This window comes from Paraburkholderia sp. SEWSISQ10-3 4 (assembly GCF_030464785.1).
Taxonomy (GTDB): domain Bacteria; phylum Pseudomonadota; class Gammaproteobacteria; order Burkholderiales; family Burkholderiaceae; genus Paraburkholderia; species Paraburkholderia aspalathi.
The window spans coordinates 824,983-846,509 of sequence record NZ_JALPRI010000001.1; the positions used below are offsets into that span (position 1 = coordinate 824,983).

At 62.9% G+C, this 21,527-nt stretch carries 23 protein-coding genes; 8 read left to right on the forward strand and 15 right to left on the reverse strand.

Annotated features, from left to right (window positions below):
- Positions 1-14 precede the first annotated feature (14 nt).
- Complete coding sequence (locus M0D68_RS03730) at positions 15-755, forward strand: GNAT family N-acetyltransferase (protein ID WP_266223814.1); 741 nt, start codon at positions 15-17, stop codon at positions 753-755.
- Positions 756-857: 102 nt separating this feature from the next.
- On the opposite strand, the gene M0D68_RS03735 is transcribed toward M0D68_RS03730, so the two are convergent.
- The gene (locus tag M0D68_RS03735) at positions 858-1,394 is read right to left on the reverse strand and encodes a GNAT family N-acetyltransferase (protein WP_093634226.1); all 537 of its coding nucleotides are present in this window, start codon (positions 1,392-1,394) and stop codon (positions 858-860) included.
- Between the two features lie 183 nt (positions 1,395-1,577).
- Positions 1,578-2,444 (reverse strand): LysR family transcriptional regulator, encoded by an 867-nt coding sequence (locus tag M0D68_RS03740; RefSeq protein WP_266223815.1) that lies wholly within the window; start codon positions 2,442-2,444, stop codon positions 1,578-1,580.
- 127 nt (positions 2,445-2,571) lie between these two features.
- Between M0D68_RS03740 and M0D68_RS03745 the strand changes: the two genes are divergently transcribed.
- The 5 genes from M0D68_RS03745 (at position 2,572) to M0D68_RS03765 (ending at position 6,727) form a co-directional block, all read left to right on the forward strand.
- Entirely contained in the window at positions 2,572-3,516 is a 945-nt protein-coding gene (locus tag M0D68_RS03745) for an AEC family transporter (RefSeq protein WP_266223816.1), read from the forward strand.
- A 123-nt stretch (positions 3,517-3,639) separates the two neighbouring features.
- Positions 3,640-4,479: a helix-turn-helix domain-containing protein gene (locus tag M0D68_RS03750; RefSeq protein WP_211699935.1), complete on the forward strand. Its 840-nt coding sequence runs from the start codon at positions 3,640-3,642 to the stop codon at positions 4,477-4,479.
- Positions 4,480-4,752: 273 nt separating this feature from the next.
- Positions 4,753-5,718, forward strand: a complete 966-nt coding sequence (locus tag M0D68_RS03755) for a zinc-binding alcohol dehydrogenase family protein (protein ID WP_200651528.1) — start codon at positions 4,753-4,755, stop codon at positions 5,716-5,718.
- Positions 5,719-5,773: 55 nt separating this feature from the next.
- Positions 5,774-5,950: a DUF1427 family protein gene (locus M0D68_RS03760; RefSeq protein WP_093634439.1), complete on the forward strand. Its 177-nt coding sequence runs from the start codon at positions 5,774-5,776 to the stop codon at positions 5,948-5,950.
- Between the two features lie 198 nt (positions 5,951-6,148).
- On the forward strand, positions 6,149-6,727 hold the full coding sequence (locus M0D68_RS03765; protein ID WP_200618679.1) for a DUF4337 domain-containing protein: 579 nt from the start codon (positions 6,149-6,151) through the stop codon (positions 6,725-6,727).
- A 75-nt stretch (positions 6,728-6,802) separates the two neighbouring features.
- Here M0D68_RS03765 and M0D68_RS03770 read toward each other — a convergent pair whose 3' ends face one another.
- From M0D68_RS03770 to M0D68_RS03790, 5 genes are all read right to left on the reverse strand, one after another.
- On the reverse strand, positions 6,803-8,080 hold the full coding sequence (locus M0D68_RS03770; RefSeq protein ID WP_266223817.1) for an RNA polymerase sigma factor: 1,278 nt from the start codon (positions 8,078-8,080) through the stop codon (positions 6,803-6,805).
- A 4-nt stretch (positions 8,081-8,084) separates the two neighbouring features.
- On the reverse strand, positions 8,085-8,492 hold the full coding sequence (locus tag M0D68_RS03775) for a VOC family protein (protein ID WP_256457195.1): 408 nt from the start codon (positions 8,490-8,492) through the stop codon (positions 8,085-8,087).
- Positions 8,493-8,576: 84 nt separating this feature from the next.
- Positions 8,577-9,104 carry an SRPBCC family protein gene (locus M0D68_RS03780; RefSeq protein WP_266223818.1) on the reverse strand — a complete coding sequence of 176 codons (528 nt, stop codon included), beginning with the start codon at positions 9,102-9,104 and terminating at the stop codon, positions 8,577-8,579.
- A gap of 61 nt (positions 9,105-9,165) precedes the next feature.
- Positions 9,166-9,579, reverse strand: coding sequence for a YciI family protein (locus M0D68_RS03785; RefSeq protein WP_093634238.1), 414 nt, complete (start codon positions 9,577-9,579; stop codon positions 9,166-9,168).
- 155 nt (positions 9,580-9,734) lie between these two features.
- Positions 9,735-10,088, reverse strand: a complete 354-nt coding sequence (locus tag M0D68_RS03790) for a YciI family protein (protein ID WP_093634239.1) — start codon at positions 10,086-10,088, stop codon at positions 9,735-9,737.
- A gap of 262 nt (positions 10,089-10,350) precedes the next feature.
- Between M0D68_RS03790 and M0D68_RS03795 the strand changes: the two genes are divergently transcribed.
- Together M0D68_RS03795 and M0D68_RS03800 are read left to right on the forward strand one after the other, a co-directional pair.
- Positions 10,351-10,506, forward strand: a complete 156-nt coding sequence (locus M0D68_RS03795) for a glycine zipper 2TM domain-containing protein (RefSeq protein WP_266223971.1) — start codon at positions 10,351-10,353, stop codon at positions 10,504-10,506.
- Positions 10,507-10,797: 291 nt separating this feature from the next.
- The gene (locus tag M0D68_RS03800; protein ID WP_266223819.1) at positions 10,798-12,756 is read left to right on the forward strand and encodes a hypothetical protein; all 1,959 of its coding nucleotides are present in this window, start codon (positions 10,798-10,800) and stop codon (positions 12,754-12,756) included.
- Positions 12,757-12,796: 40 nt separating this feature from the next.
- Here M0D68_RS03800 and M0D68_RS03805 read toward each other — a convergent pair whose 3' ends face one another.
- The 8 genes from M0D68_RS03805 to M0D68_RS03840 all read right to left on the reverse strand — a co-directional run bounded on the left by M0D68_RS03805 (position 12,797) and on the right by M0D68_RS03840 (position 21,271).
- Positions 12,797-13,078 carry a hypothetical protein gene (locus M0D68_RS03805; protein WP_266223820.1) on the reverse strand — a complete coding sequence of 94 codons (282 nt, stop codon included), beginning with the start codon at positions 13,076-13,078 and terminating at the stop codon, positions 12,797-12,799.
- 140 nt (positions 13,079-13,218) lie between these two features.
- Positions 13,219-13,569: a copper-binding protein gene (locus tag M0D68_RS03810; protein WP_200618685.1), complete on the reverse strand. Its 351-nt coding sequence runs from the start codon at positions 13,567-13,569 to the stop codon at positions 13,219-13,221.
- On the reverse strand, positions 13,566-16,772 hold the full coding sequence (locus M0D68_RS03815; protein WP_266223821.1) for an efflux RND transporter permease subunit: 3,207 nt from the start codon (positions 16,770-16,772) through the stop codon (positions 13,566-13,568). Before M0D68_RS03815 ends, M0D68_RS03810 begins: the two co-directional genes overlap by 4 nt.
- The gene (locus M0D68_RS03820) at positions 16,769-18,319 is read right to left on the reverse strand and encodes an efflux RND transporter periplasmic adaptor subunit (RefSeq protein WP_266223822.1); all 1,551 of its coding nucleotides are present in this window, start codon (positions 18,317-18,319) and stop codon (positions 16,769-16,771) included. The genes M0D68_RS03815 and M0D68_RS03820 overlap by 4 nt, the downstream gene beginning before the upstream one ends.
- A gap of 11 nt (positions 18,320-18,330) precedes the next feature.
- Positions 18,331-19,626: a TolC family protein gene (locus M0D68_RS03825; protein WP_211699924.1), complete on the reverse strand. Its 1,296-nt coding sequence runs from the start codon at positions 19,624-19,626 to the stop codon at positions 18,331-18,333.
- A gap of 92 nt (positions 19,627-19,718) precedes the next feature.
- On the reverse strand, positions 19,719-20,084 hold the full coding sequence (locus tag M0D68_RS03830; RefSeq protein ID WP_266223823.1) for a hypothetical protein: 366 nt from the start codon (positions 20,082-20,084) through the stop codon (positions 19,719-19,721).
- Positions 20,085-20,227: 143 nt separating this feature from the next.
- Positions 20,228-20,701, reverse strand: coding sequence for a hypothetical protein (locus M0D68_RS03835; RefSeq protein WP_266223824.1), 474 nt, complete (start codon positions 20,699-20,701; stop codon positions 20,228-20,230).
- Between the two features lie 135 nt (positions 20,702-20,836).
- Positions 20,837-21,271, reverse strand: a complete 435-nt coding sequence (locus M0D68_RS03840; RefSeq protein WP_200618689.1) for a hypothetical protein — start codon at positions 21,269-21,271, stop codon at positions 20,837-20,839.
- Positions 21,272-21,527 lie beyond the last annotated feature (256 nt).

Consider the following 21,527-nt stretch of genomic DNA (forward strand, 5'->3'; position numbering starts at 1 on the left):
ACAGGAGAGCAGACATGGAACCCAGACGTAACGCGTTCGATCAGCCGATTGGCGTCCCCGTGCCAGATTGGAAAGGCGCCCAGGCGCCTGGCCGCGAGCCGCTGGTGGGCAGCTATTGCCGGATCGAGCCGGTGGACGTCGAACGCCATGCGGCGGACCTGTACGAGGCCTACAGCTCGGCGCCCGATGGCCGCGACTGGACCTATCTTTCGGTCGGTCCGTTCGAGAGCCTTGCGGCGTATCGCGAGCACCTGACGCGCATGGCGGCATCGCCCGATCCGCTGCACTACGCGGTGATCGATCTGACTACCGGCAAGGCGGTCGGCACGCTCGCGCTGATGCGCATCGACCGCGCGAACGGCGTGATCGAAGTCGGGCACGTCACCTATTCGCAGCGCCTGAAACGCACGCGCATCGCCACCGAAGCGATGTTCCTGCTCATGAACCATGTGTTCGACGACCTCGGGTATCGCCGCTTCGAATGGAAGTGCGATTCGCTTAACGGACCATCGCGCACGGCGGCGTTGCGCTATGGCTTTACGTTCGAAGGAATCTTCCGGCAGGCGATCGTGTATCGCGAACGCAATCGCGATACCGCGTGGTTTTCGATCATCGATACCGAATGGCCTGCGCTGCGTCCGAGCTATGCACGCTGGCTCGATGCCGGCAATTTCGATGCGCAGGGTAAGCAGGTTGAACGGCTGGTGGACTTGATCGCGCGGCAGCGGGCAGCAGCGAGCGAAAGCGGTCAGTGAGGCGGCCCGTTGCGGGCTGCTTGCGAGCCGGCCAGAAGGCCGGCTCGTCGATCCCGAGACTTCAGAGACTAAATAGACTTCCGGCGAGTGCCGCGCGACGGCTCAGGCAACGCCCGCCGTTCGCCGCAGCAGGATGGTGGGGTTGCCTTTGTACGTCGTGCGGAGTTGCTCACGGTAACCGCACTTGCGCGCGACGTTCAGCGAAGGCTGGTTTTCCGGGGCGATGATGCAGGCCGTCTCGCCGTCAGGCCAATTCGCGTCGGCCCAATCGAGCGCAGCGCGCACGGCCTCGGTCGCATAGCCGCGGTTGTGGACGGCAGGATCCAGCGCCCAACCTATTTCCGGTGTGTCCAGCAAGGAAGGTTCGATCTCGCGGTGGTAGTCGGCAAAGCCGACTTCGCCCAGGAACCGGCCGCTGTCCTTTTCCCGCACCACCCAATAGCCGTATCCCAGCATCGCCCAATGCCCGGCGTAGCGCAGCAGGCGCGCCCAGACTTCTTCGCGCGTAAACGGCTTGCCGCCGATGTAGCGGATCACTTCGGGATCGGACCACATAGCATAGCTCTCGAGGAAATCGTCGCGTGCGTGCGGACGCATGATCAGGCGGTCGGTGGTGAGAAGCGTGGGGCGGTTGGACATAGGCGGGCAGGTGGTTGGCGTGGAGGCTATGAGGTTGAGAAGCGTTGAAGAGTGCCTGGGATGATCGCAGATTTTTTGCGCACCAGGTTCGCGGCCAAAAAGCAGGACGCCATGCGCTATCCAACCGATCCGGCCGACCCTGCGAACGCCACCGACCGTTTGGCGAATTCATGAAGCCGCCCCTCACGCCATCTCGAGAAACCGCACCAGACACGGATTGCGATTAGCCGGCGACCACGCCAGCACCTGCTCGATCAGCGGCGCATCGACTAACGGCCGGAACACCACGCCCGCGAGTTGCGCTTTACGCATCGAGGCGGGCACCAGCGCCACCCCTACCCCTTCATCGACGAGACTGAGCACGGTCTGCTGCAACTGCACTTCGAAGCGGATATCCGGTTCGAAGCCGCCCGAACGGCAATGCTCGAGAATGGCCGTGCGCAAGCTCGGCGCGACTTCCTCGGACGCCAGCACGAATGGCTCGCCTGCCAGTTGGGCAATCTTCAGACGCCGGGCGCGTGCGCGCGGATGACTGCGTGACAAGGCCACGCACAAAGGCTCGCGAAGAATCGTCCGGATCGCGATGCCCTTGTCGGGCACGCCTGGAAACATGATCGCGGCGTCAATCTGGCCGGCCAGCACTTGCTCAGCAAGATCGTTCGACACGACCTCGCGCAGGTTCAATGCGACCTCGGGAAACGCGGCGCCGAACGTGCGCGCATAGCCGGGCACGACGCTGTACGCGGCGCACATCGTGAAGCCGATGGCGAGCTTGCCGGCGTCGCCATGCGCCGCCGCCTGGGCATTGCTGACGGCTTGCTCCACCGCCGCAAGGATCGCCTTCGCATCGGCGTAAAAGCGCTCGCCCGCCGCGGTCAGCGTGACACTGCGCGGACTGCGTTCGAGCAGCGTCACGCCCAGATTCGCCTCCAGCGCCGCCAGTTGCCGGCTCAACGGCGGCTGCGATAGATTCAGGCGCGCCGCTGCGCGGCCGAAATGCCGCGTCTCGGCGAGTGTCACGAAGTAGCGTAACGGCTTGATATCGATCACGACGCCCTCGCGCTGAATGACGATGCAGAAAAGGTATTGTTGACGGCAGAAAACAGTATTGGATTGTATCAACGCAAGCCACTACGCTGGCGCATCGCTCCCTGCGCCCACGCTTTCTATTTAATCGATGTTAGCTACTCTCGAGATTCTGCTTCCCGTGTTCGGCCTGATTTTCGCGGGCTTTGCATGCCGCCGGCGCGGCGTGCTCGGACCGAACTCCGCGTCCGAACTGAACCGCTTCGTCGTCTGGCTGGCACTGCCGGCGCTGCTGTTCGACACGATGGCGCATGCCACGTGGCAACAGCTTTATCAGCCGGCCTTCGTCGCGGCGTTTTCGATCGGGTGTCTCGGCGCGTTTCTGCCGATTCTCGCCATGCGTATGATCGGCGGCCGGCATCTGGCCGACGCGAGCGTCGATGCGATTGCGGCGTCGTATCCGAACACCGGCTACATCGGCTTTCCGCTTGGCATGATCGCGTTCGGCTCAGCCAGCCTGACGCCGACCACGATCGCCACGATCCTCGTCGCGTGCGTGCTCTTTGCGCTTGCCATCGTGCTGATCGAAGTCGGCCTGCAGACCGAACGCACGCCGCACAAGCTAGGGTTGAAAGTGTTGGGATCGCTGGCGCGCAATCCGTTGATCGTGTCACCGATCCTGGGCGTGCTGCTTGCGAGCACTCGTGTCGCGTTGCCGCAAAGCGCGGAGACGTTTCTGAAGCTGCTGAGCGGTGCCGCCAGTCCGTGCGCGTTGGTCAGCCTTGGCCTGTTCCTCGCGGAAAAGCGTCCGTCCGAGGCGGGCGCGGGCGGCATCTCGCTGCTGCTGACCGGCGTCAAGCTGGTGGGGCAGCCGGCGCTGACCTGGTGGCTCGCGGCGCGCGTGTTCGGGCTCTCATCCACACTGGTCGAGATGGCTGTTGTGCTGGCCGCGCTGCCCACCGGCACCGGTCCATTCATGCTGGCCGAGTTCTACCGACGCGAGGCGCACATCACATCGCGCACGATTTTGCTGTCGACGGTGGGGTCGATCGTGACCCTTTCGCTGTTGCTGCTAGTGATGGGGCATCATACGTAAGCAAAGCCAGAGAATATCCGGCCCGCCGCGCCTCGCGCTATGCTTCGCACACGGACCCCCAAGGTCCACACTCTCCTTCCGCAAAGAGCAAAGAGCGAACAGCAAACAGCGAACCGAACTGCCGTGCCCAAAGCCCGCCCACCCGAACTTCACGACGACGCCGACGCCCGCTCCCTCGCGCGGCGCTATCCGCGTGGGCTGCGCATCGACCCGCATTCGCACACGTGGGCGCAGGTGCTGTATGCGGTATCGGGCGTGATGTGGGTGGAAGTCGGCCGCGAGGCGCTGGTGGTGCCGCCGCAGCGCGCGGTCTGGTTGCCGGCCGGCACGGTCCACTCCATCCACATGATGAGCGAGGTGGAGATGCGCAATATCTATCTCCACGAACGCAACGTCGGCCATCTGAGCCGGCGCAGCGACGTGTTCGAGATCAACGGCCTGCTGCGCGAACTCATCACGTCGATTGCGGAACACGAGCGTACCCATGCTCGCGACGAAACCTATCTGGAAGCCGCCTATCGTCTCGCGATGCTGGAGCTGGGGCACGCGCCGCGCTCGTCATTGCGCATCGCGCTGCCCGATGCGTCGGACCGGCGGCTCGATGCGTTGTGCCGCGCGGTGATCGACAACCCTTCGATCGCGATCAGCTTCGAACAGCACGCGGCCTCCGTCGGCGCGAGCGTGCGGACCTTGGCTCGCCTCTTCACGCGTGAGTTGGGCGTGGGCTTTGCCGAATGGCGGCGTCAGGTGCAACTTGCGGTGGCCGTGTCAGGTCTCGCCGAAGGGCGCTCGGTCAGCAGCATTGCGCGCTCGCTGGGCTTCCAGCCGAGCAGCTTCAGCGACATGTTCCGGCGCGAGTTAGGCGCGCCGCCGACCGGCTTCGATCCGAGCGGCACACTCAGCGAGGCGGCTTCTGAAGCTTCGCCGGAGCTGGCCCAAGACAAGCTGTCCACTGACGGGTAAGTTATACGCACTGACGGCAGCGAGATTCGCCCTTGCAGCTAAGCCAGCGCTCGCCGGCGACCTAACGAACCCGCGCTGACATCCACGCCCTCCACCGTCAGCCAAGCCGTTTGCGCTGCCGGCCCAACGACGCCCAGCCTGCCCTGTAGGCCGCCATACAGCACGCCTTGTCCGAAATTCGAAAGTCTTTGTCTCAACGCCTTTGTACCGGTCATCTAGACTACGCTCATCGACTGCACGACGCAGCGCACGACCTGACAGGAGTGACACGCAATGAAAGCGATTCAGTTCAAGACTTTTGGCAACCCCGAAGTGCTCGAATACGTCGATCTGCCAACGCCCCAAGCCGACGCGGACAGCGCCGTCGTGCAGGTCAAGGCGGCCTCGGTAAATCCGAGCGACGTCAAGAACGTGTCCGGCCATTTCGAACACACCGTTCTGCCGCGCACGCCCGGCCGCGACTTCAGCGGCGTCGTGACAGCCGGTCCCGCCGAATGGCTCGGCGCCGAAGTCTGGGGCACGGGCGGCGATATCGGCTTCACACGCGACGGCACCCACGCCGAGTTCATCAAGATTCCGCTCGCCGCGTTGTCGCGCAAACCCACCACGCTCAGCCACACGGAGGCCGCCGCGATCGGCGTGAACTTCGTGGTCGCGTGGCTCGGCACGGTCGAGTACGCACACCTGCAAGCCGGCGAGACGATCGCCGTGATCGGCGCGGGCGGCGGCGTCGGCGGCGCGGTGGTGCAGATCGCGAAAGCGCGGGGCGCTCGCGTGATCGGAGTCGATCGTCATCCACTTTCCGCCGACACGCCCGCAGGCCGATTGATCGACGACTACGTTCCGTTCGACGAAAACGCAACCGCGGCTATCAAAGCGCTGACCGGCGGCGCCGGCGCGGACGTGGTGTACGACACGGTCGGCGGCGTCGCCTTCGAGACCGCACTGAGTCTCGTCAAGCGCCGCGGCCGGGTGCTGGAAATCAGCGCCACGGGCAAACGCCGCGTGGAATTCGACCTGATCGATTTCTATCACAACGAGACGCAACTGCTCGGCGTGGACAGCGCCAAGCTGGGCGTCGCCGAATCGGCGCCGTTGATGACGGCGCTGGTAGAAGGCTTCGAGAGCGGCAAGCTGCAAGGGCCGGCCATCGCGCAGGAATTTCCGCTCGAACGGTCACGCGAGGCCTACGAATCGGTGGCCGCCGGCACGCGCGGCCGGGTCGTCATCACGATGTAATTGCCGACATGACCGGCGGGCGTGGCTGCCCGCATTTCAGATGGGTATGAACAACATGAAAGCGTATTTGGTCTCGCTCGCGGCCGGCGTCGTAGTCGGTTTGATCTACAGCGTGATGCAGGTGAAGTCGCCCGCGCCGCCGACCATCGCCCTGGTCGGGTTGCTCGGCATGCTAGCCGGCGAGCACGCAATCCCGTTAGTGCGGACGTGGCTGTCCGTCGGTATTCACTGACGCCCACCCACTGACGTCCTCCCACTAACGTCAGTCATCGACCTCTCTTCGCGCCGATAGCTTTTCCGCCACCGGCCGCAGCACGCTAAGATGGAGCCCGCCGGGTCGGCGAGCCGCGCTTGCAGCTTCGCCCGCGCATGTGCCACCGACATGCGCGCCGCCCGGAGACCACAAGAAAAGCCTGGCTCGGAGAATCAGATGTCTGAAGAATACGAAGTGCATGGTCCGCACGACCATGCGGTTGAACACGCTGGCCACCATGACTCGGACCCGTTTGCGAGCCGCATGGCCGTGATGACGGCGATCCTCGCGACGATCGGCGCACTGTGTGCCTACCAGAGCGGCAACAGCGAAAATCTGGCGCTGTACTACAAGAACGAAGCCGCCATTAAAAAGACCGAAGCGTCGAATCAATGGAACTACTACCAGGCCAAGGGCGAGAAAGAGAATCTCGCTGAACTCGGCGCGGCGCTGTCGCTCGGCAATACCGATGCGCACGCGAAGTTCGCCGCCGACGTCGACAAATACAAGCAGCAGAAAGAGCCGATCCGCGCGAAGGCTGAAGCGATCGAAAAGGAAGTCGTGGACAACGACGCCAGGAGCGAGGCGCTGCTGCACGGCCATCATCGCTGGGCGCAGGCCACGACCTTGATTCAGGTGGCCATCGCCCTCTGCGCGATCACGTTGCTGACCCGCAAGAAATGGCTACGCAATCTGTCTTTCGGGATTGCGGCTGCGGGTGTGATCACTGCCGCTGTGGCGTTCTTCTCGGCGTGATTGCGCGAACGAAGTTTCGCCGCGATGCTCGGCATGGCGTGCGTCGGTTGATCCGGTAAGTTACCTACGTACGGTTCAATGCGAGCGGCCGCGCGCGGCACGCTCGAGCAACAGTTCGCGCTCGCGAGCATTGCGCGTCATGCCGGCAGCGCGTTCGAATTCGGCGCACGCCTCTTCCACGCGGCCGAGTTTCTCCAGCAGATCGCCGCGCACGCTCGGCAACCAGTGATAGTTCGCGAGCGCCGCATCGGCGGCGAGCGCGTCGACGATTTCCAGACCCGCAGCCGGCCCGAACGCCATGCCGACTGCCACCGCCCGATTCAACTCCACCACCGGCGAAGGCGTGACCTGCGCCAGCGCGTCGTACAACGCGACGATCTGCGCCCAATCAGTCTCTTCGGCGCGGCGTGCACGCGCGTGGCACGCGGCCAGCGCCGCCTGCAAAGCATATGGCCCACTCGCGCCGCCCAACGCGTGCGCGGTGCCGAGCGCGGTCAGCCCACGGCGGATCAGCAGCGGGTCCCAGCGGCTGCGGTCCTGGTCGAGCAGCAGCACCGGCCGACCCTCGGCATCGGTGCGCGCACGCGTACGCGACGCCTGGATTTCCATCAACGCGACGAGGCCATGCACTTCGCTTTCGTCCGGCACGAGGCCGCTCAGCACCCGCCCCAACCGCAGCGCTTCCGCGCACAACGCCGGACGCATCCAGTCGTCGCCGGTTGTGGCCGAATAGCCTTCGTTGAAAATCAGATAGATCACCTGCAGCACCGACGCGAGCCGCGGCGCACGCGCATCCGCCTGCGGCACCTCGAACGGCACTTTGGCCGCAGACAACGTGCGCTTGGCTCGCACGATGCGCTGCGCGATGGTCGGCTCGGGCACGAGAAACGCGCGCGCGATTTCATCTGTGGTGAGGCCGCCGAGCAGGCGCAACGTCAGCGCGACACGAGCGTCGGTGGACAACACCGGGTGGCACGCCGTGAACACCAGGCGCAGCAGGTCGTCGCCGATATCGTCGGCGCGTGCGGCATCGAGGGTATCGACGAAATCCGGCACGAGGTGCGCCTCCATTGCGTCGAGATCGTGGCCCAACTCCTCACGCTTGCGAGCATGCAGCGCTTCCTGGCGCAAGCGGTCGAGGGCGCGGTTCTTCGCGGTCGCCATCAGCCACGCTCCCGGGTTGTCGGGCACGCCCGCGTCAGGCCAATGTTCGAGCGCCGCCACCAGCGCGTCCTGCGCCAGCTCTTCAGCGAGCCCCACGTCACGCACGATCCGCGCGACGTGGGCGATGACCTTGGCGGATTCGATCCGCCAGACTGCCTCGATGGCACGATGGGTGGCCGGTTTTGTCACGGGATCAGCCCGCTGCCTTGGCGTTCGGATCCATGTAGATCAGCTCCCAGATGTGTCCGTCGATATCTTCGAAGCCGTGCCCGTACATGAAACCGTAGTCCTGCGGCGCGCGCGGCACCGTGCCGCCGGCGGCGAGCGCCTTCGCGACCAGCGCATCCACCTCGCCCCGGCTCTCGCACGAGAGGCCCAACAACGCTTCCGTGCTTTCCTTCGGATTGCAAAGCGACTTGCGCGTGAAGGACTTGAACAGGTCCTTGACCAGCAGCATCGCGTAGAGGTTCTCGCCGAGAATCAGACACGCGGCCTGCCCGTTGGTGAATTGCGCCTCGAAGCTGAAACCGATCGTGCTGAAAAATGCCTTCGACCGTTCGAGATCGTCGACAGCGAGATTGACGTAGATCTGCTTATGCATGATGAAATCCAGTGATCGGGTTGTGGGCTCGCTGGGGCGTCGCAGTGCGTCGTAGTCCGCCACGCATGCAGCGTTCCCGCGTACTCAGCTCGCCTCGGCCAGCGTTTTCAGATTGCTCAGGCCATCTTCGAAATCCTTGCCGACCATTCGGTCCATGCTGACGAACACCTGCATCAGCTTCGACAGAAACGGCGCTGGCCCATACATCGCCCAGGTGACCTGAGTCGCGCCGGCCTCCGGCTTCAACGTGAAATCGGCCATGTTATGGGCCTCGAACGGCTTGATAAAATCGAGGTTCATCGTCACGTTCGCCGGCGCCGCCGTGTCGACGATCTCCATCTGCCCCACCCCAACCTTTTCGCCTTGCCACGCATAGCGCGCACCCTTGCCGCTCGGCGTGCCGCTGTAAGTGCCCTGCGCCGCGGGATCTTTGCGCAGGAACGGATTCCAGCGATTGAACTGATGCAGGTCGTCGATCAAGCCGTAGACCCGCTCGGGCGGCGCCTCGATGCGCACACTGCGTTCGATCCGAAAATTGTCCGGCCGCGTCGCCGCGTAGATGAGCAGCAGACCCACCGCCGCAACGACGGTGATCAGAGTAACTTTGAGCATGATGAATCCTCTCGATGTGGCCGGATCGGCGCCTCGTCTGGCGGTCGGATCGGCGTCGCGATTAATGTTTGGCCGCGTCCAGCTTGCGGAAGCGGTCCACTTCCGGGCTCGGCTCGAAGTCCTCGAGTTCATATAGCTGCCGCACTTCGATTTCGCCTTCGGCATCCTCGCCGAACGGCGCCGGGAAGCGCCGCGCCCATTCCATGGCTTCTTCGCGGGAGCGAACCTGAATCAGGGTGTAGCCGGCGATCAGTTCCTTGGTTTCCGCGAACGGACCGTCGATCACCGTGCGCTTGCCCCCGCTGTAGTGGATACGCCAGCCTTTAGAACTCGGCTTCAGACCGGTTGCGTCGAGGAGCACACCGGCCTTGGCCAGTTCTTCATGGTAGGCGCCCATCGCCGCCATCAGGGCTTCGTCCGGCTGGCCGCCGGCTTCGCTGACGGCCGTCGCCTTCACTATGATCATGAATCGCATCGCAATCGCTCCTGGGGTGGTGTGTAGTTGGTGGAGAGCTGTTATCTGTTTGCTGGCTCCTTATTCACACGACGAGCGATGCGTGGCCAGATCGACATATTTGTCGTTAGCCTGGGGAAAACCCCCAGAAAATAGTTACGAATAGGCAAACCCGCTTATAGGAAACAAGGCCCGAGCTTGCGGACTTCGACAGTGCACCACGAGGCCGCCGGGCAGGCTTGCGCGATCGCCACCGCTTCTTCACGGGTTTCAACATCGAGCAGGTAGAAGCCGCCGATCATTTCCTTGGCTTCGGCGAACGGACCATCGAGCAGTTTCGCTTGACCGTCGCGCACCTGCACGCGCACGGCGTCATTCGTGGAGGTCAGCGCTTCGGCTGCGACCAGCTTGCCGCGCTCTTTGAGTCCGGTAGCGAAACGCACCATCTGGTCATAAACCTCGCGCCCCGCCTGCTCACCGCGTTCGACGCGTTGATTCGGGGGTTCGACGATAAGCAGCATGTAAGACATGGCGTCTCCGATTGATCGCGCCGCGCAGTGAACACCAGCGAGGCGTACCACGGCAAGAGCGCGCTTACAGTTGGGTTGCGAAGGCCAGTCTAGCAAGCGCGGATGACTCCAGCAAACCCGTTTCACTGCCCGGGCACCCGCGGACCGCAAGCCCTACGGACACTCGTAATACAGTTGCGGCACGTGGATTGCTGCTTCGGTTGCATAGATACACATCCGAGGTGACATCATGCGAAATCGATCTGGTCTGGGCGTTATTGCGATGGTATTGGCGCTACTGACATTGATGGCCGGCTGTACCCTTGGCGGTGCAGCAGCAGGCGGCGTGATCGGTAACGAGGCGACCAATCACAGTACTGTCGGCACCGTCGGCGGCGCGGTAGCCGGCGGGATTATCGGCCACGAGTTGGGCAAGTAATTAGCGCCTGAACTGTCTGAAGCAATTCGATCAGAGAATATGACGGGTTCGCAAACGCGACTACCCTTCATATTCTCCTATTCAGTCGCTCTCCCACGCGACACAACAACACCACTTTGAAGTATTCTCCCAACGCTTAAGCGCGCGTCGCGAACGCATTGTGTGTGGATTAAAGGCAGCAAATAATCTGCTTTCAATTCGATAAACCGACGCGGCAAATGCAATCGAATTTATCGGCATAATCTGCCGGCATAACAAACGAATCATATAAACAGGGCATCGGGGAAATTCATGCATCGAGCGTTAGTGCGTAGCGGCGTCGCGGCCGCAGTGGCCTTTGCGTTGTTCCAACTCGGCGGTTGTGGCGGCGGCGGTTCCAGTTCAACGTCGTCGAGCACGTCGACGGTCACGGCCACCTCGGTGAACGGCACGGTCGCCACCGGCGGCGCCGTAGTGGGCGCAACCGTCACGCTGACCGATGCGACCGGCGCTCAGGCCACGGCAACCACCAACACCCAGGGCGCATACACGATCTCGGTGAAGGGCATGACCGCGCCGTTCCTCATCGTCGCCGCCGACGCCACCGGCATCTCCGCCCCGCTCGTCTCCGTGCTCGCCAAGCTGCCGAACGGCACGGCGCCGGCTGTCGCCAACGTCACCACGCTGACCACCGCGATTGCCGCCATGCTGACCGCCTCGGGCAACCCGCTCGACCTCGCGTCCACCACGGCACTGGCCAAGGTGACGCTGCCGTCCGTGCAGATCGCCACCATCACGCTCGACACGATGCTGACGAAAATCCTCACGCAGAATGGCATCCTGACGGCAGGCTTCGATCCGATCGGTACGGCCTTTACGCCGAACCACACCGGCGCCGATGCGGTGATCGATACGGTCTCGGTCGTGTCGGCGGCCAACGGCGGCCTGTTGCTGCTATCGAATGCGGCGCCGGGCACGACCATCGCGCTGAACAACCAGACTGCCCAATCGATCGCACTGGCAGCGCCGTCCGCGGCGGCCAACTATCTGGAACCGCTTGCGTCTCTGCTGACGGCCTGCGCGGCGACCGGCACGCTCAACACGTCATGCTCGCCGGCCATCGACTCCGCTTACCTCGAAAGCGGCTCGACCGATCTGGCCGTAGCCCACAGCCTGACGGAAGCGACCTTAACGGGTGCGGTGTTCGGTTCGCCGAAGACGCTCGCCTTCTTCACCCGCAATGGCAAGCAGCTCGCGCTCGTGCAGTTGCCGGTCACGCTGGCGAGCGGCACGCCAACTGCGCTCTACACTATCGCGCAACAGCTCTCCACGCCCGTCACGCTCGCCAACGGCACGCAACTCGGCTGGAATCTGATCGGCAATCAGTCGCAATTCGCTGTGGCGATCATGTCGCAAATCCAGCGTCGTACCTTCCTTGACTCGAAGCTGAGCGATGTGAACCGCTACGAGTCGGGTCTTAAGATTGCGATCCCGACTACTTCGAATCCGACGGTGTATTCGGCTTCCGTCACGGGACCTGGCCTCGCTGCACCGATTTGGCTGATGCAGCGCAATGCGCTCGGTATCAGCTCGCTGGGTCTGTCGGATCAGCCGTTGAGCGCGGCGCCCGTTTCGCCGGCGACAACCAGCAGCAATACGGAGCTGTATCGCTGGTCATGGCAATCGCTGTCGTCGACCGCGAACTTCACGCCGGCGGCTTCGAGCGGCTACTACTCGGCGCAATCGATCGACGCGAGCACCGTGCCGCTCTACTCGACCTACACCGTGACGTTCTACGACCAGAACGGCGCGCAACTCGGCCAGTCGTCGATCATCAATCCGGGCAGCCCGTTGAACGCGGCGGCGGGTAGCACCGTTGCGTGGCCGACGCTGCTGCCGGACTTCGCGACCCAGTTCCTCACGCCAGCCGGATCGCTGGCCAGCGTGCAGTACGCGATGAGCGTGACGTGGTCGAGCCTCGTGAATGGACAGAATCTCGCGTATCCGGTGACGTCCGTGCAGATTCAGGCCTCCCCTGGAACGAGCACCGGCTCGACGACTGCAATCAATGGCTTCTCGATTGGTGCGCCGAACAACACCACGGTCGGTCAGTATCAAACCACCGTCTTTGCAGGAGTCAATGCCGCGGGTGTACAGACTTGCACGAACTGCCCGTTCCCGGCGTTGACGTCCGGTGGTTTGCGGCTCGTGCAGTTGGGTGGCGGACGGAGTGGAATCACGTACTACGACATGACGCAGTACAACGATTAGAGCCGGACAAACGAGAAACGCCGGCCCATCGCAGCGGCTTTCACGTAGCCGGCAACAGCGACTGGGCCTGCTCGAGAAGTGCGCGGGACGCAGCAAATTCGTTGCGTCCCGCCATCGTCAGTGCGGCGTGGCCGGTGCTCGCGAACAGTTCGTCGTTGGACGTTACGACTGCATTCGAACCGGCACCCGGCTGGTCGTAGCGGCGAAAGAACGCGAGCATCTGGAACGCGTCGAGTCGCCAGTCCTCTGGACCGGCCTTGGCCAGAAGCTCAGCGGCGGCCGCCAGTTGCCGCGTGGCGGCGAGGAATTCAGAGCGTTCCATGACACCTGTCTCCTTGTGGGTCGCCGTCACCGGGCGTTCTGAGAGTTTAGCGCAGGACTTCAATAGGCCATCGACCCAGCCGTAGTCTTGCAAACTCGCAGGCCCAAGCAACAAGCCCGCGAGTTTGCATCAACAACGCGTCACGACGCTTTTTCCAGCTTCACGATGGTCATCGTGCCGTCGACGTCTTCAACGCGCACCTTCACCTTGTCGCCTTCGTGAATCTGCTTGATCATCGCGGCGTCCTTCGCCTTGAAGGCCATGGTCATGGCCGGCATCCCAACGTTCTGCAGCGCGCCGTGTTTCAGCGTGACCATGCCGGAGGCCGGGTCCACCTTTCTCACCACCGCGTCCGTGAGGGCCGCATTCGGCGAGTCCTTTGAAGCCGTCGGCTTCATGGACATGTTCATCCCTGCCATATCGTCGCCCGCAAACGCGGGGGCGGCGGCAATGGCGCCGAAAGCAGCAAACGCAACAATCCATTTCTTCATTGAAGTTCTCCAGTTTGAGTAGTTGGCACGGTTGTGCCGGAAGGTACTGCGTGAGAAGGCCGCGCGTCGGGCAGACGCTTCGCGCGGCGGCGTTGCAGCAGGAACCACGCTGCGGGAATAACCAACATCGAAAGGATGGGCGCCGTGATCATCCCGCCCACCATAGGCGCGGCGATGCGCTGCATGACTTCGGAGCCGGCGCCGTGCCCGACCATGATGGGTATGAGACCGGCAAGCACGACCGCGACCGTCATCGCCTTGGGACGCACACGCTGCACGGCCCCCTCTCGAATCGCATCGAGAAGCAGCGTTTCGGTCAGCGGTTCGCCTGCGTCGAGTCTGCGATTCAGCGCACCCTTCAGGTAAAGCAGCATCACGACACCGAACTCCGCGGCCACGCCAGCGAGCGCAATGAATCCCACGGCGGTCGCGACAGATACGGCATGCCCCAGCATCCAGATAAACCAGAAGCCGCCGATCAGCGCAAAGGGCACCGTCGACATCAATAGCAGCGCGTCACCCACAGAGTTAAACGTCAGAAAAAGCAGCACGAAAATGACCACCAGCGTCACGGGAATCACCGTGCGCAACTTCGCCGCTGCTCGCTCCAGATATTCGAACTGACCGGACCACGCAATCGAATAGCCCGCGGGCAGCGTTACTTTCTGTGCGACCGCGCGCTGCATGGCCTGCACGGCCGAATGCAGGTCCGTATCGCGGATATCGACGTACACGTAACCGGCGAGCCGCGCGTTCTCACTGCGAATCATCGGCGGGCCATCGGCAATCGTGATGTGCGCCACGTCAGCTAGCTGGATTTGCGCGCCACGCTCGGTCACGACTGGCAGCTCGCGCAGCTTCTCGAGCGAATCGCGGATCTCGCGTGGATAGCGGACGTTGATCGGAAAGCGCTCCCGGCCGGCAATGACCTCGCCGACGTTCTCGCCGCCGACTGCGGTAGATACGATCGACTGGATATCGGCCACCGCGAGGCCGTAACGTGCCGCTGCCAGCCGGTCGATATCGACGTCGATGTATCGGCCGCCGTTCAGGCGCTCGGCGAGTGCGGACGTCACACCGGGCACGGTCTTGACCGCTGCTTCGATCTGCGTTGCGACCTTGTCGATTTGCCCGAGGTCGGGGCCCGAAATCTTGACGCCGACCGGCGTCTTGATACCCGTCGACAGCATGTCCAAGCGATTGCGGATAGGCGGAACCCACACGTTCGAGAGCCCCGGCACTTTGACGGTGCGGTCCAGTTCGTCGACCAGCTTCTCCGGCGTCATGCCCGGCCGCCACTCGCTGCGTGGCCTGAACTGAATCGTGGTCTCGAACATTTCGAGCGGCGCGGGGTCGGTCGCCGAATCAGCACGGCCGGACTTGCCGAACACGGTCTGCACCTCCGGGACGGTCTTGATGAGCCGGTCGGTCTGCTGCAGCAGTTCACTCGCTTTCTCCGCCGAGATGCCCGGCAGTGCTGTCGGCATATACAGCAGATCGCCTTCGTCGAGCGGCGGCATGAATTCGCCGCCGAGCCGCGAAAGCGGAATCGCCGACGCTGCGAGCGCAACCACCGCCAGACCGATCGCGACCCACGGACGACGCAACGTCGCCTCCAGCACCGGGCGATAGAGCCGGATCAGCACGCGGTTGATCGGGTTCGCGTTCTCGTGCGGGATGCGGCCGCGGATCAGCAAACCCATCAACACCGGCACCAACGTCACCGACAATCCCGCCGCAGCTGCAATCGTGTAGGTCTTTGTGAACGCCAGTGGGGAAAACAGCTTGCCTTCCTGGCCTTCGAGCGAAAACACCGGGATGAACGACAACGTGATGACGAGCAACGAGAAAAACAGCGCCGGCCCGACCTCCGCGGCCGACGTCGCGATGAGTTCCCAACGTTCAGCCGAACTGATCGCCTTACCGGGATGCGCGTGCTCGTACGCTTCGAGATGTTTGTGCGCGTTCTCGATCATCACGATGGCCGCGTCGATCATCGCGCCGATGGCAATCGCAATGCCGCCCAACGACATCAGATTCGCGTTGACGCCTTGATACCGCATCACGATAAAGGCGGCCAGCACGCCCAGGGGCAAGGACAGGATCGCGACAAACGCACTACGCAGATGGAATAGAAAGACCGCGCAGACGAGACCGACGATGATGAATTCCTCGACGAGCTTGTCCTTCAGGTTATCCACGGCGCGTTCGATCAGCTGTGAGCGATCATATGTCGTCACGACTTCCACGCCCGCGGGCAGCGAACGCTTCAGCTCGCTGAGCTTTGCCTTCACGGCATCGATCGTCGTCAACGCGTTCTTGCCAGAACGCATCACGATGACACCGCCCGCCACTTCGCCCTGACCGTTCAGCTCAGCGATACCGCGCCGCATCTCGGGTCCGATCTGAATACGCGCGACATCACCCAGCAGCACGGGCGTACCGGCTTCGTTCGTACGCAGGACGACGTTGCGAAAGTCGTCGAGCGTGCGCAGGTAACCGGACGAGCGCACCATGTATTCGGACTCCGCCATCTCGACGACTGACCCGCCCGATTCCTGATTCGCCTTGCCTAACGCGTCGGCGACCATCGCCTGTGTAATGCCGTAAGCGCGCAGTTTGTCCGGGTCGAGAACGACCTGATATTGACGCACCATGCCGCCGATGCTCGCAACCTCGGACACATCCGGTACCGACTTCAGTTCGAATTTGAGGAACCAGTCGTTCAGGGCGCGAAGCTGTCCCAGATCGTGCTGTCCGCTCCGGTCGACGAGTGCATATTCGTAGACCCAGCCGACACCGGTCGCATCCGGTCCGAGCGATACCGTCGCGCCAGGAGGCAGCCTGCTTTGCACCTGATTCAGATACTCGAGTACACGGGAACGGGCCCAATACTGATCGGTTTTGTCGTCGAACAGGACGTAGACGAACGCATCGCCGAATGACGAATACGCGCGAATGGTTTTGGCGTCCGGTACGCCCAGCAGCGTCGTGGTGAGGGGATAGGTGACCTGGTCCTCGACGACCTGCGGCGCCTTGCCCGGATACGACGCCTTGATGATGACCTGCGTATCGGACAAGTCGGGCAGCGCGTCGAGCGGCGTCTGCATTACCGAGTAGACGCCCCATGCCGTGACGAGCACGGTGGCAAGCAGCACCAGAAAGCGGTTGTAAATCGACCATCTGATAAGACGCGCGATCATTTGGCGCCTCCTACCGGTTCGACTGTCGTCAACTGGTAACCGCTGTCCGTCTGCCGGAATGCGAAGTGCACTACGTCACCGGGTTTTGCGTCAGGAAAGGCCGTGGGCGATGGTTTGCCGAATGCCATTGTCATCTTGCCCCAGCCCAAAGCCGGGACCGGCTGGTGGGAGAACGTGATGTCTTCAGCAGTCACCTTTTCGACCCTGCCGGTGGTCTCGTACGTTTGGGATGCACCGGCCGCGGCGGATGCGGGTGCTGGCGCGGGTGCGCTCGGGCCTGCGTTGGCGCTCCCCGCGAGGCGAGGAAGAACTGATTTGAGGCTGGCTTCCGAATCGATCAGAAACTGGCCGGACGCCACAACCCGATCGCCATCGTTCAAACCGCTCAACACTTCGGTTTCATCGCCTGCATCTTTGCCGACGGTGACATTCACCGGCTGCAAACGGCCATCGCCGTTCCTGACGATAACCACGGTGCGCTTGCCGGTCGTGATGACCGCTTCGGACGGAACAAGCAGACGCGAGGCCGGTTTCCGCGCGCCGACCCGCACGCGCATCAACATGCCCGGCGTCAGCTTGAACGCGGCGTTGTCGATCTCGAGACGAGCCTGCAGCGTACGGCTGCCCGTGCTGATGCCCGGCAGGATTTCGCGGATCTGCCCTTTGAAGTGCTGAGTGGGATCGCCCGCGAATGCCGCGTCCACCGTCATGCCGGGCTGCACGGTCAGCGCAAGGGATTCCGGTATTTCGACGATGAGCCACAACGTCGAAAGCCCGGCGATCTTGGCGAGCGTCTGCCCGGGCGTCACCATCGCGCCATCGCGGACGTTCAGCTCGCTGACCACGCCCGTTTCCGGCGAGGTCAGCACGACATGCGTCTGCGCCTTGCCGCTCCGGTCGAGATTCGCAACGACGCCGTCAGGGATCGACATCGCCCGCATGCGCGCGCGAGCCGCGTCGAGCATGCTGCTGTCCATACCACTGCGTTTGAGCGCGAGGTATTCTTCCTGCGGCGCCAGCCAGTCCGGCACGAAGAGCGACGCGATCGGCGCGCCCTTCGCTATCCGTTGCATCGGTGCGTCCGCGTACAAGTGGTCGATGTAGCCCGTGACGCGCGACTGCACCACGTCGGCGCGCGATTCGTCGAATTGCGTGGTCCCGACGGCATCGAAGCCTTCGGTCACTGCCTGCCGTCGCGCCGTTGCGTAGCGGATGCCGAGGTTCTGCTGCAAGCCTGGATCGATTTTGACGCCACTCGTGCCCGCGTCATCGGCGAAGACGGGTTCGAGCTGCATGTCCATGAAAGGCGACTTGCCCGGTTTGTCGAAATGCTGATTCGGCACCATCGGATCGTGCCAGTACAGGACCTTGTGGCCCGTCTTCGGGTCGATCTTGTCGCCTGCCGCAGATGTCGCGGCGGGCATCGTGGCGGCAGAAGCCGAATCCGCCTGCGTGGAATGACGTGTGCCGGCCACGTAGCCTGCGCCTAACAAAGCGGCGGTGGCGAACGCAATGAGAACCGCGCGTGCCAGTCGTTTCTTTTGCATGGTGTTCTCCTTCACTGGCTGATGGACATCGACGCGGGCACGACCTGGTATTCGAGCTGGGCCCATGTCTGGGACACCTCGCGCCGAAGGTCGAGCACCTGTAGCTGGGCGTCGAGCAATGCACGTCGGGCAGCAAACGCGTCCGCAAGCGACCCGCTACCCGCCCGATAGGCCGCGGCAGCGAGCTGGACGCGCCGGTCTGCAGCGGGCAGCAGGGAGTCGGTGAGATGGACGATGCGCTCGCGGCCGCTGGCAAGCGTCGCCGACTGCGTGCGGATATCCGCTTCGACTTGCCGCTGCGCGTCTTCGTACATCAGCCGCGCCTTGGTGCCGAGTTCGGCCTTCTCGTCGGCGTCGCGGTTCTGGCGATTCTTGCGATTGATCGGCAGCGGAATGCTGACGCCGACCGAAACCATGTTCGAGTACTGCCCGCCACGCTGCTGATAAGAGACTTCCCACGTCCAGTTGGGACTGCGGTCGCTGTTGGCGACAGCCGTATCGGCATCGGCGACGGCAATGTCCCGCGAAGCGGCCACCAGCACCGGCTGAACGTCGCGAAGCTCGTCGGGCGGCAGAGACGACACATACGATTGCGGTGCGGGCGGATCACCGCTCACATCGAGAACAGGCGTAGCAGTCCAGCGGGACAGTCCGATCAGTGCGGTTTGAAACGCCTGTTGTGCCTTGAGCAGCTGATCCTGCGTCTGCGCGAGCATCGCCTGCGCTTGCACGACGTCGGCTGCGCTTGCCTTGGCTCCCCGGTAAGACGCTTTCGTCGCGTCCAGTTCGTGACCCATATGACGCACCAGCTCCTGCTGCAACGCGAGCGCCTGCTTTGCGTAGATAGCGCTCAACCACGCAGACGCGGTTTGTTGCCGTGTGTTCACGAGCTGTAGCAGATAGCCGGCTCGCTCGCGGTCCACCACATCGTTCGCCCGCGCGGAGAGCAGGCGGCGTTTGTCACCTGATACCCATTCCTGCTCGATGCCGATACGGCGCATCGTCATGAAGTCCTGACCGATGGTGAACCGTTGCGATCCGTTCACCGGCAGGTTGTCGATACCCGCTTTGAGTAGCGGGTCGGGCAACTGCCCGGCCCGAACCGCAGCATCGGAGCTGGCGCGCACGGAGGCCTGTGCGGCTCCCATGGCGGAAGAGCGGTCGGTCGCGGCCTGAAGCGCCGCATCGAGCGTGTAGCTTGCTTGCTGAGCGTGTGCCGCGCCGCTCGCGAGAATCAGCGCGGCGAAAAGCGAACGCGCGCGCAGTGGTGCACGCCGGGCTAACGGCGTGCGAAAAATGAATGGCATGTTCTAACCCCAACGGCGAACTCCCAAACGGAGTCCACGTCCTGGACGCAGGACGACCTCACCGCAAATGCGGTGAACCTGTCAGCAAGGGATTAGATGGCGCGAGGAGGTCGCCACGGTCCGGTCGGCTCACGGACCGGCAGTGATTGCGCGTAGTGGAAAACAACGGTGCTCGACAACCCGGCAGGCCGGGTTATGCCGGTCGGAGAGACCGGGTGATACAGACTGCCGATCTGGCATTGAGCCATTACCTTGCAGAAAAAGCCCTTGGCTTTTTCGGGCTGCGATGATGATTGCATGGACTCGCAGCCGGGCATGTCAGCCGACATCGCATCGCTCTCGTCGGCATTCATGCTCATCTGCATTGGACATTCTCCCGTCAAGCCGCTAGCCGCCAGCCCACTAATGGGCAGCGCAGCGCATAGCAACAAGAGGAGCAAAGTCCGCAGAAATTTCATGCCGGAGATTATAGCCGCAGTCATTTAACCGGGTGCGTCGGATTGGCTAACAACAGCAGGATCGGCGTTGATGCGAAAAAACGCCCTATGCGGGGCGTTTTTCGTTTGGGCGTCAGCTTGCTTGCGGCGGAGCGGGGGGATGCTTAAACGGTCGCTTCGACAATCGCTTGCGTATGGGCCGATCTCATCAGCCCCTCGATCATCTTCGCTTCCGCGTTCGCGATCTCGCTCAACGATGCGATCGACAGTTGCCCATCGAGAATCGCCAGCGCGGTGCAAAGACGGGCGTATTCGCTGTCTTCGAGCACCCAGGCGCCGTCTTGATGCTCACGCGCGTCGAGCTGCACCATCGCCGCATGCGCGCTTTCGATATCGGCAATGACGTCTTCACCGAGGCCAAGACGCGCCAATTCTTGCGACACCAGCAGATGCCGGCTCAAAGTCAGGTGTAAATCCCGCGTGCCCCGACCGCGCCGGAACGCATCCAGGGCGGCGTAGCACTGCAGGAGCATCGCCTCGGTGACCGGCTCGTGGGCGGTGCGGCTATAGGTCAGCGCGCGCAGCAGCGGGGACATGGCCGGCTGGGTGTGCTTGCGGACTCGCGATTTACTGGACATATCGATTCAACCTCCTTCGCTAACTCTCGGCTTTGCCACCGAATGCTGTGCCCTCCGGTGGCAAACGCCGCCGATGCGCCGGCGGCTTGACAGGCCCTTAATGTGAGTCTGTGCAGCCATCATGGCAAGCAACTATTAAGACAGACTTAAACAACTCAAAGTCTCGAATGTGCGCGGCGTCTCACCGCGCGCGAGCAGATTTTCCGCTACAGCTGGCTGCAAATGCAACCGTGCCATATAGGTTCGGATCGAATAAATACAAGTCACATCGGCCGCATCGACGAAAAAAAAGCCCTGTTCCCGCGAGGGAACAGGGCCGGACAGGATGGAAGAGTCGTACAGGCGCGTGGATGCTTGCCGACTTTTATAACCATCACAAACTACCAAAGCTGTTGCTACCAGAACTGCTACTACGTTATTGCGGTACTGCTTTACTGCGGTGTTGCCGTGTCGCTTTACTGCGGTATAGCGGTGTTGCGTTACAGCTCGGTCCCTCGCCATCAACATCGCCTCGCTGCAACCCCCTGCTGAGCCGTGCGCGTGACTGCTGCGATTGCGCACTATTTGCATTGCTTCGACTTCCTACTGCTTTACTGCCCTGCCACGTCGGTCAAACGCGGCAAACTGCCATCAACGGTACGGTTCAAAACAACGCGGGGGAAGACCGCGTCGATGGGCTCGGTGACTTGTCGCTCCATGGAAAACAGTTTATGTGAACACACGAAAATGCAATTGCGCGAAACGAGGGGAATTGGCAGGCCAGTTTGCCGAATCGCCGCGGTGTGAAGGTTTCTTCAGACTTGAGCCGTGAGCGTAAGCGCCCGAA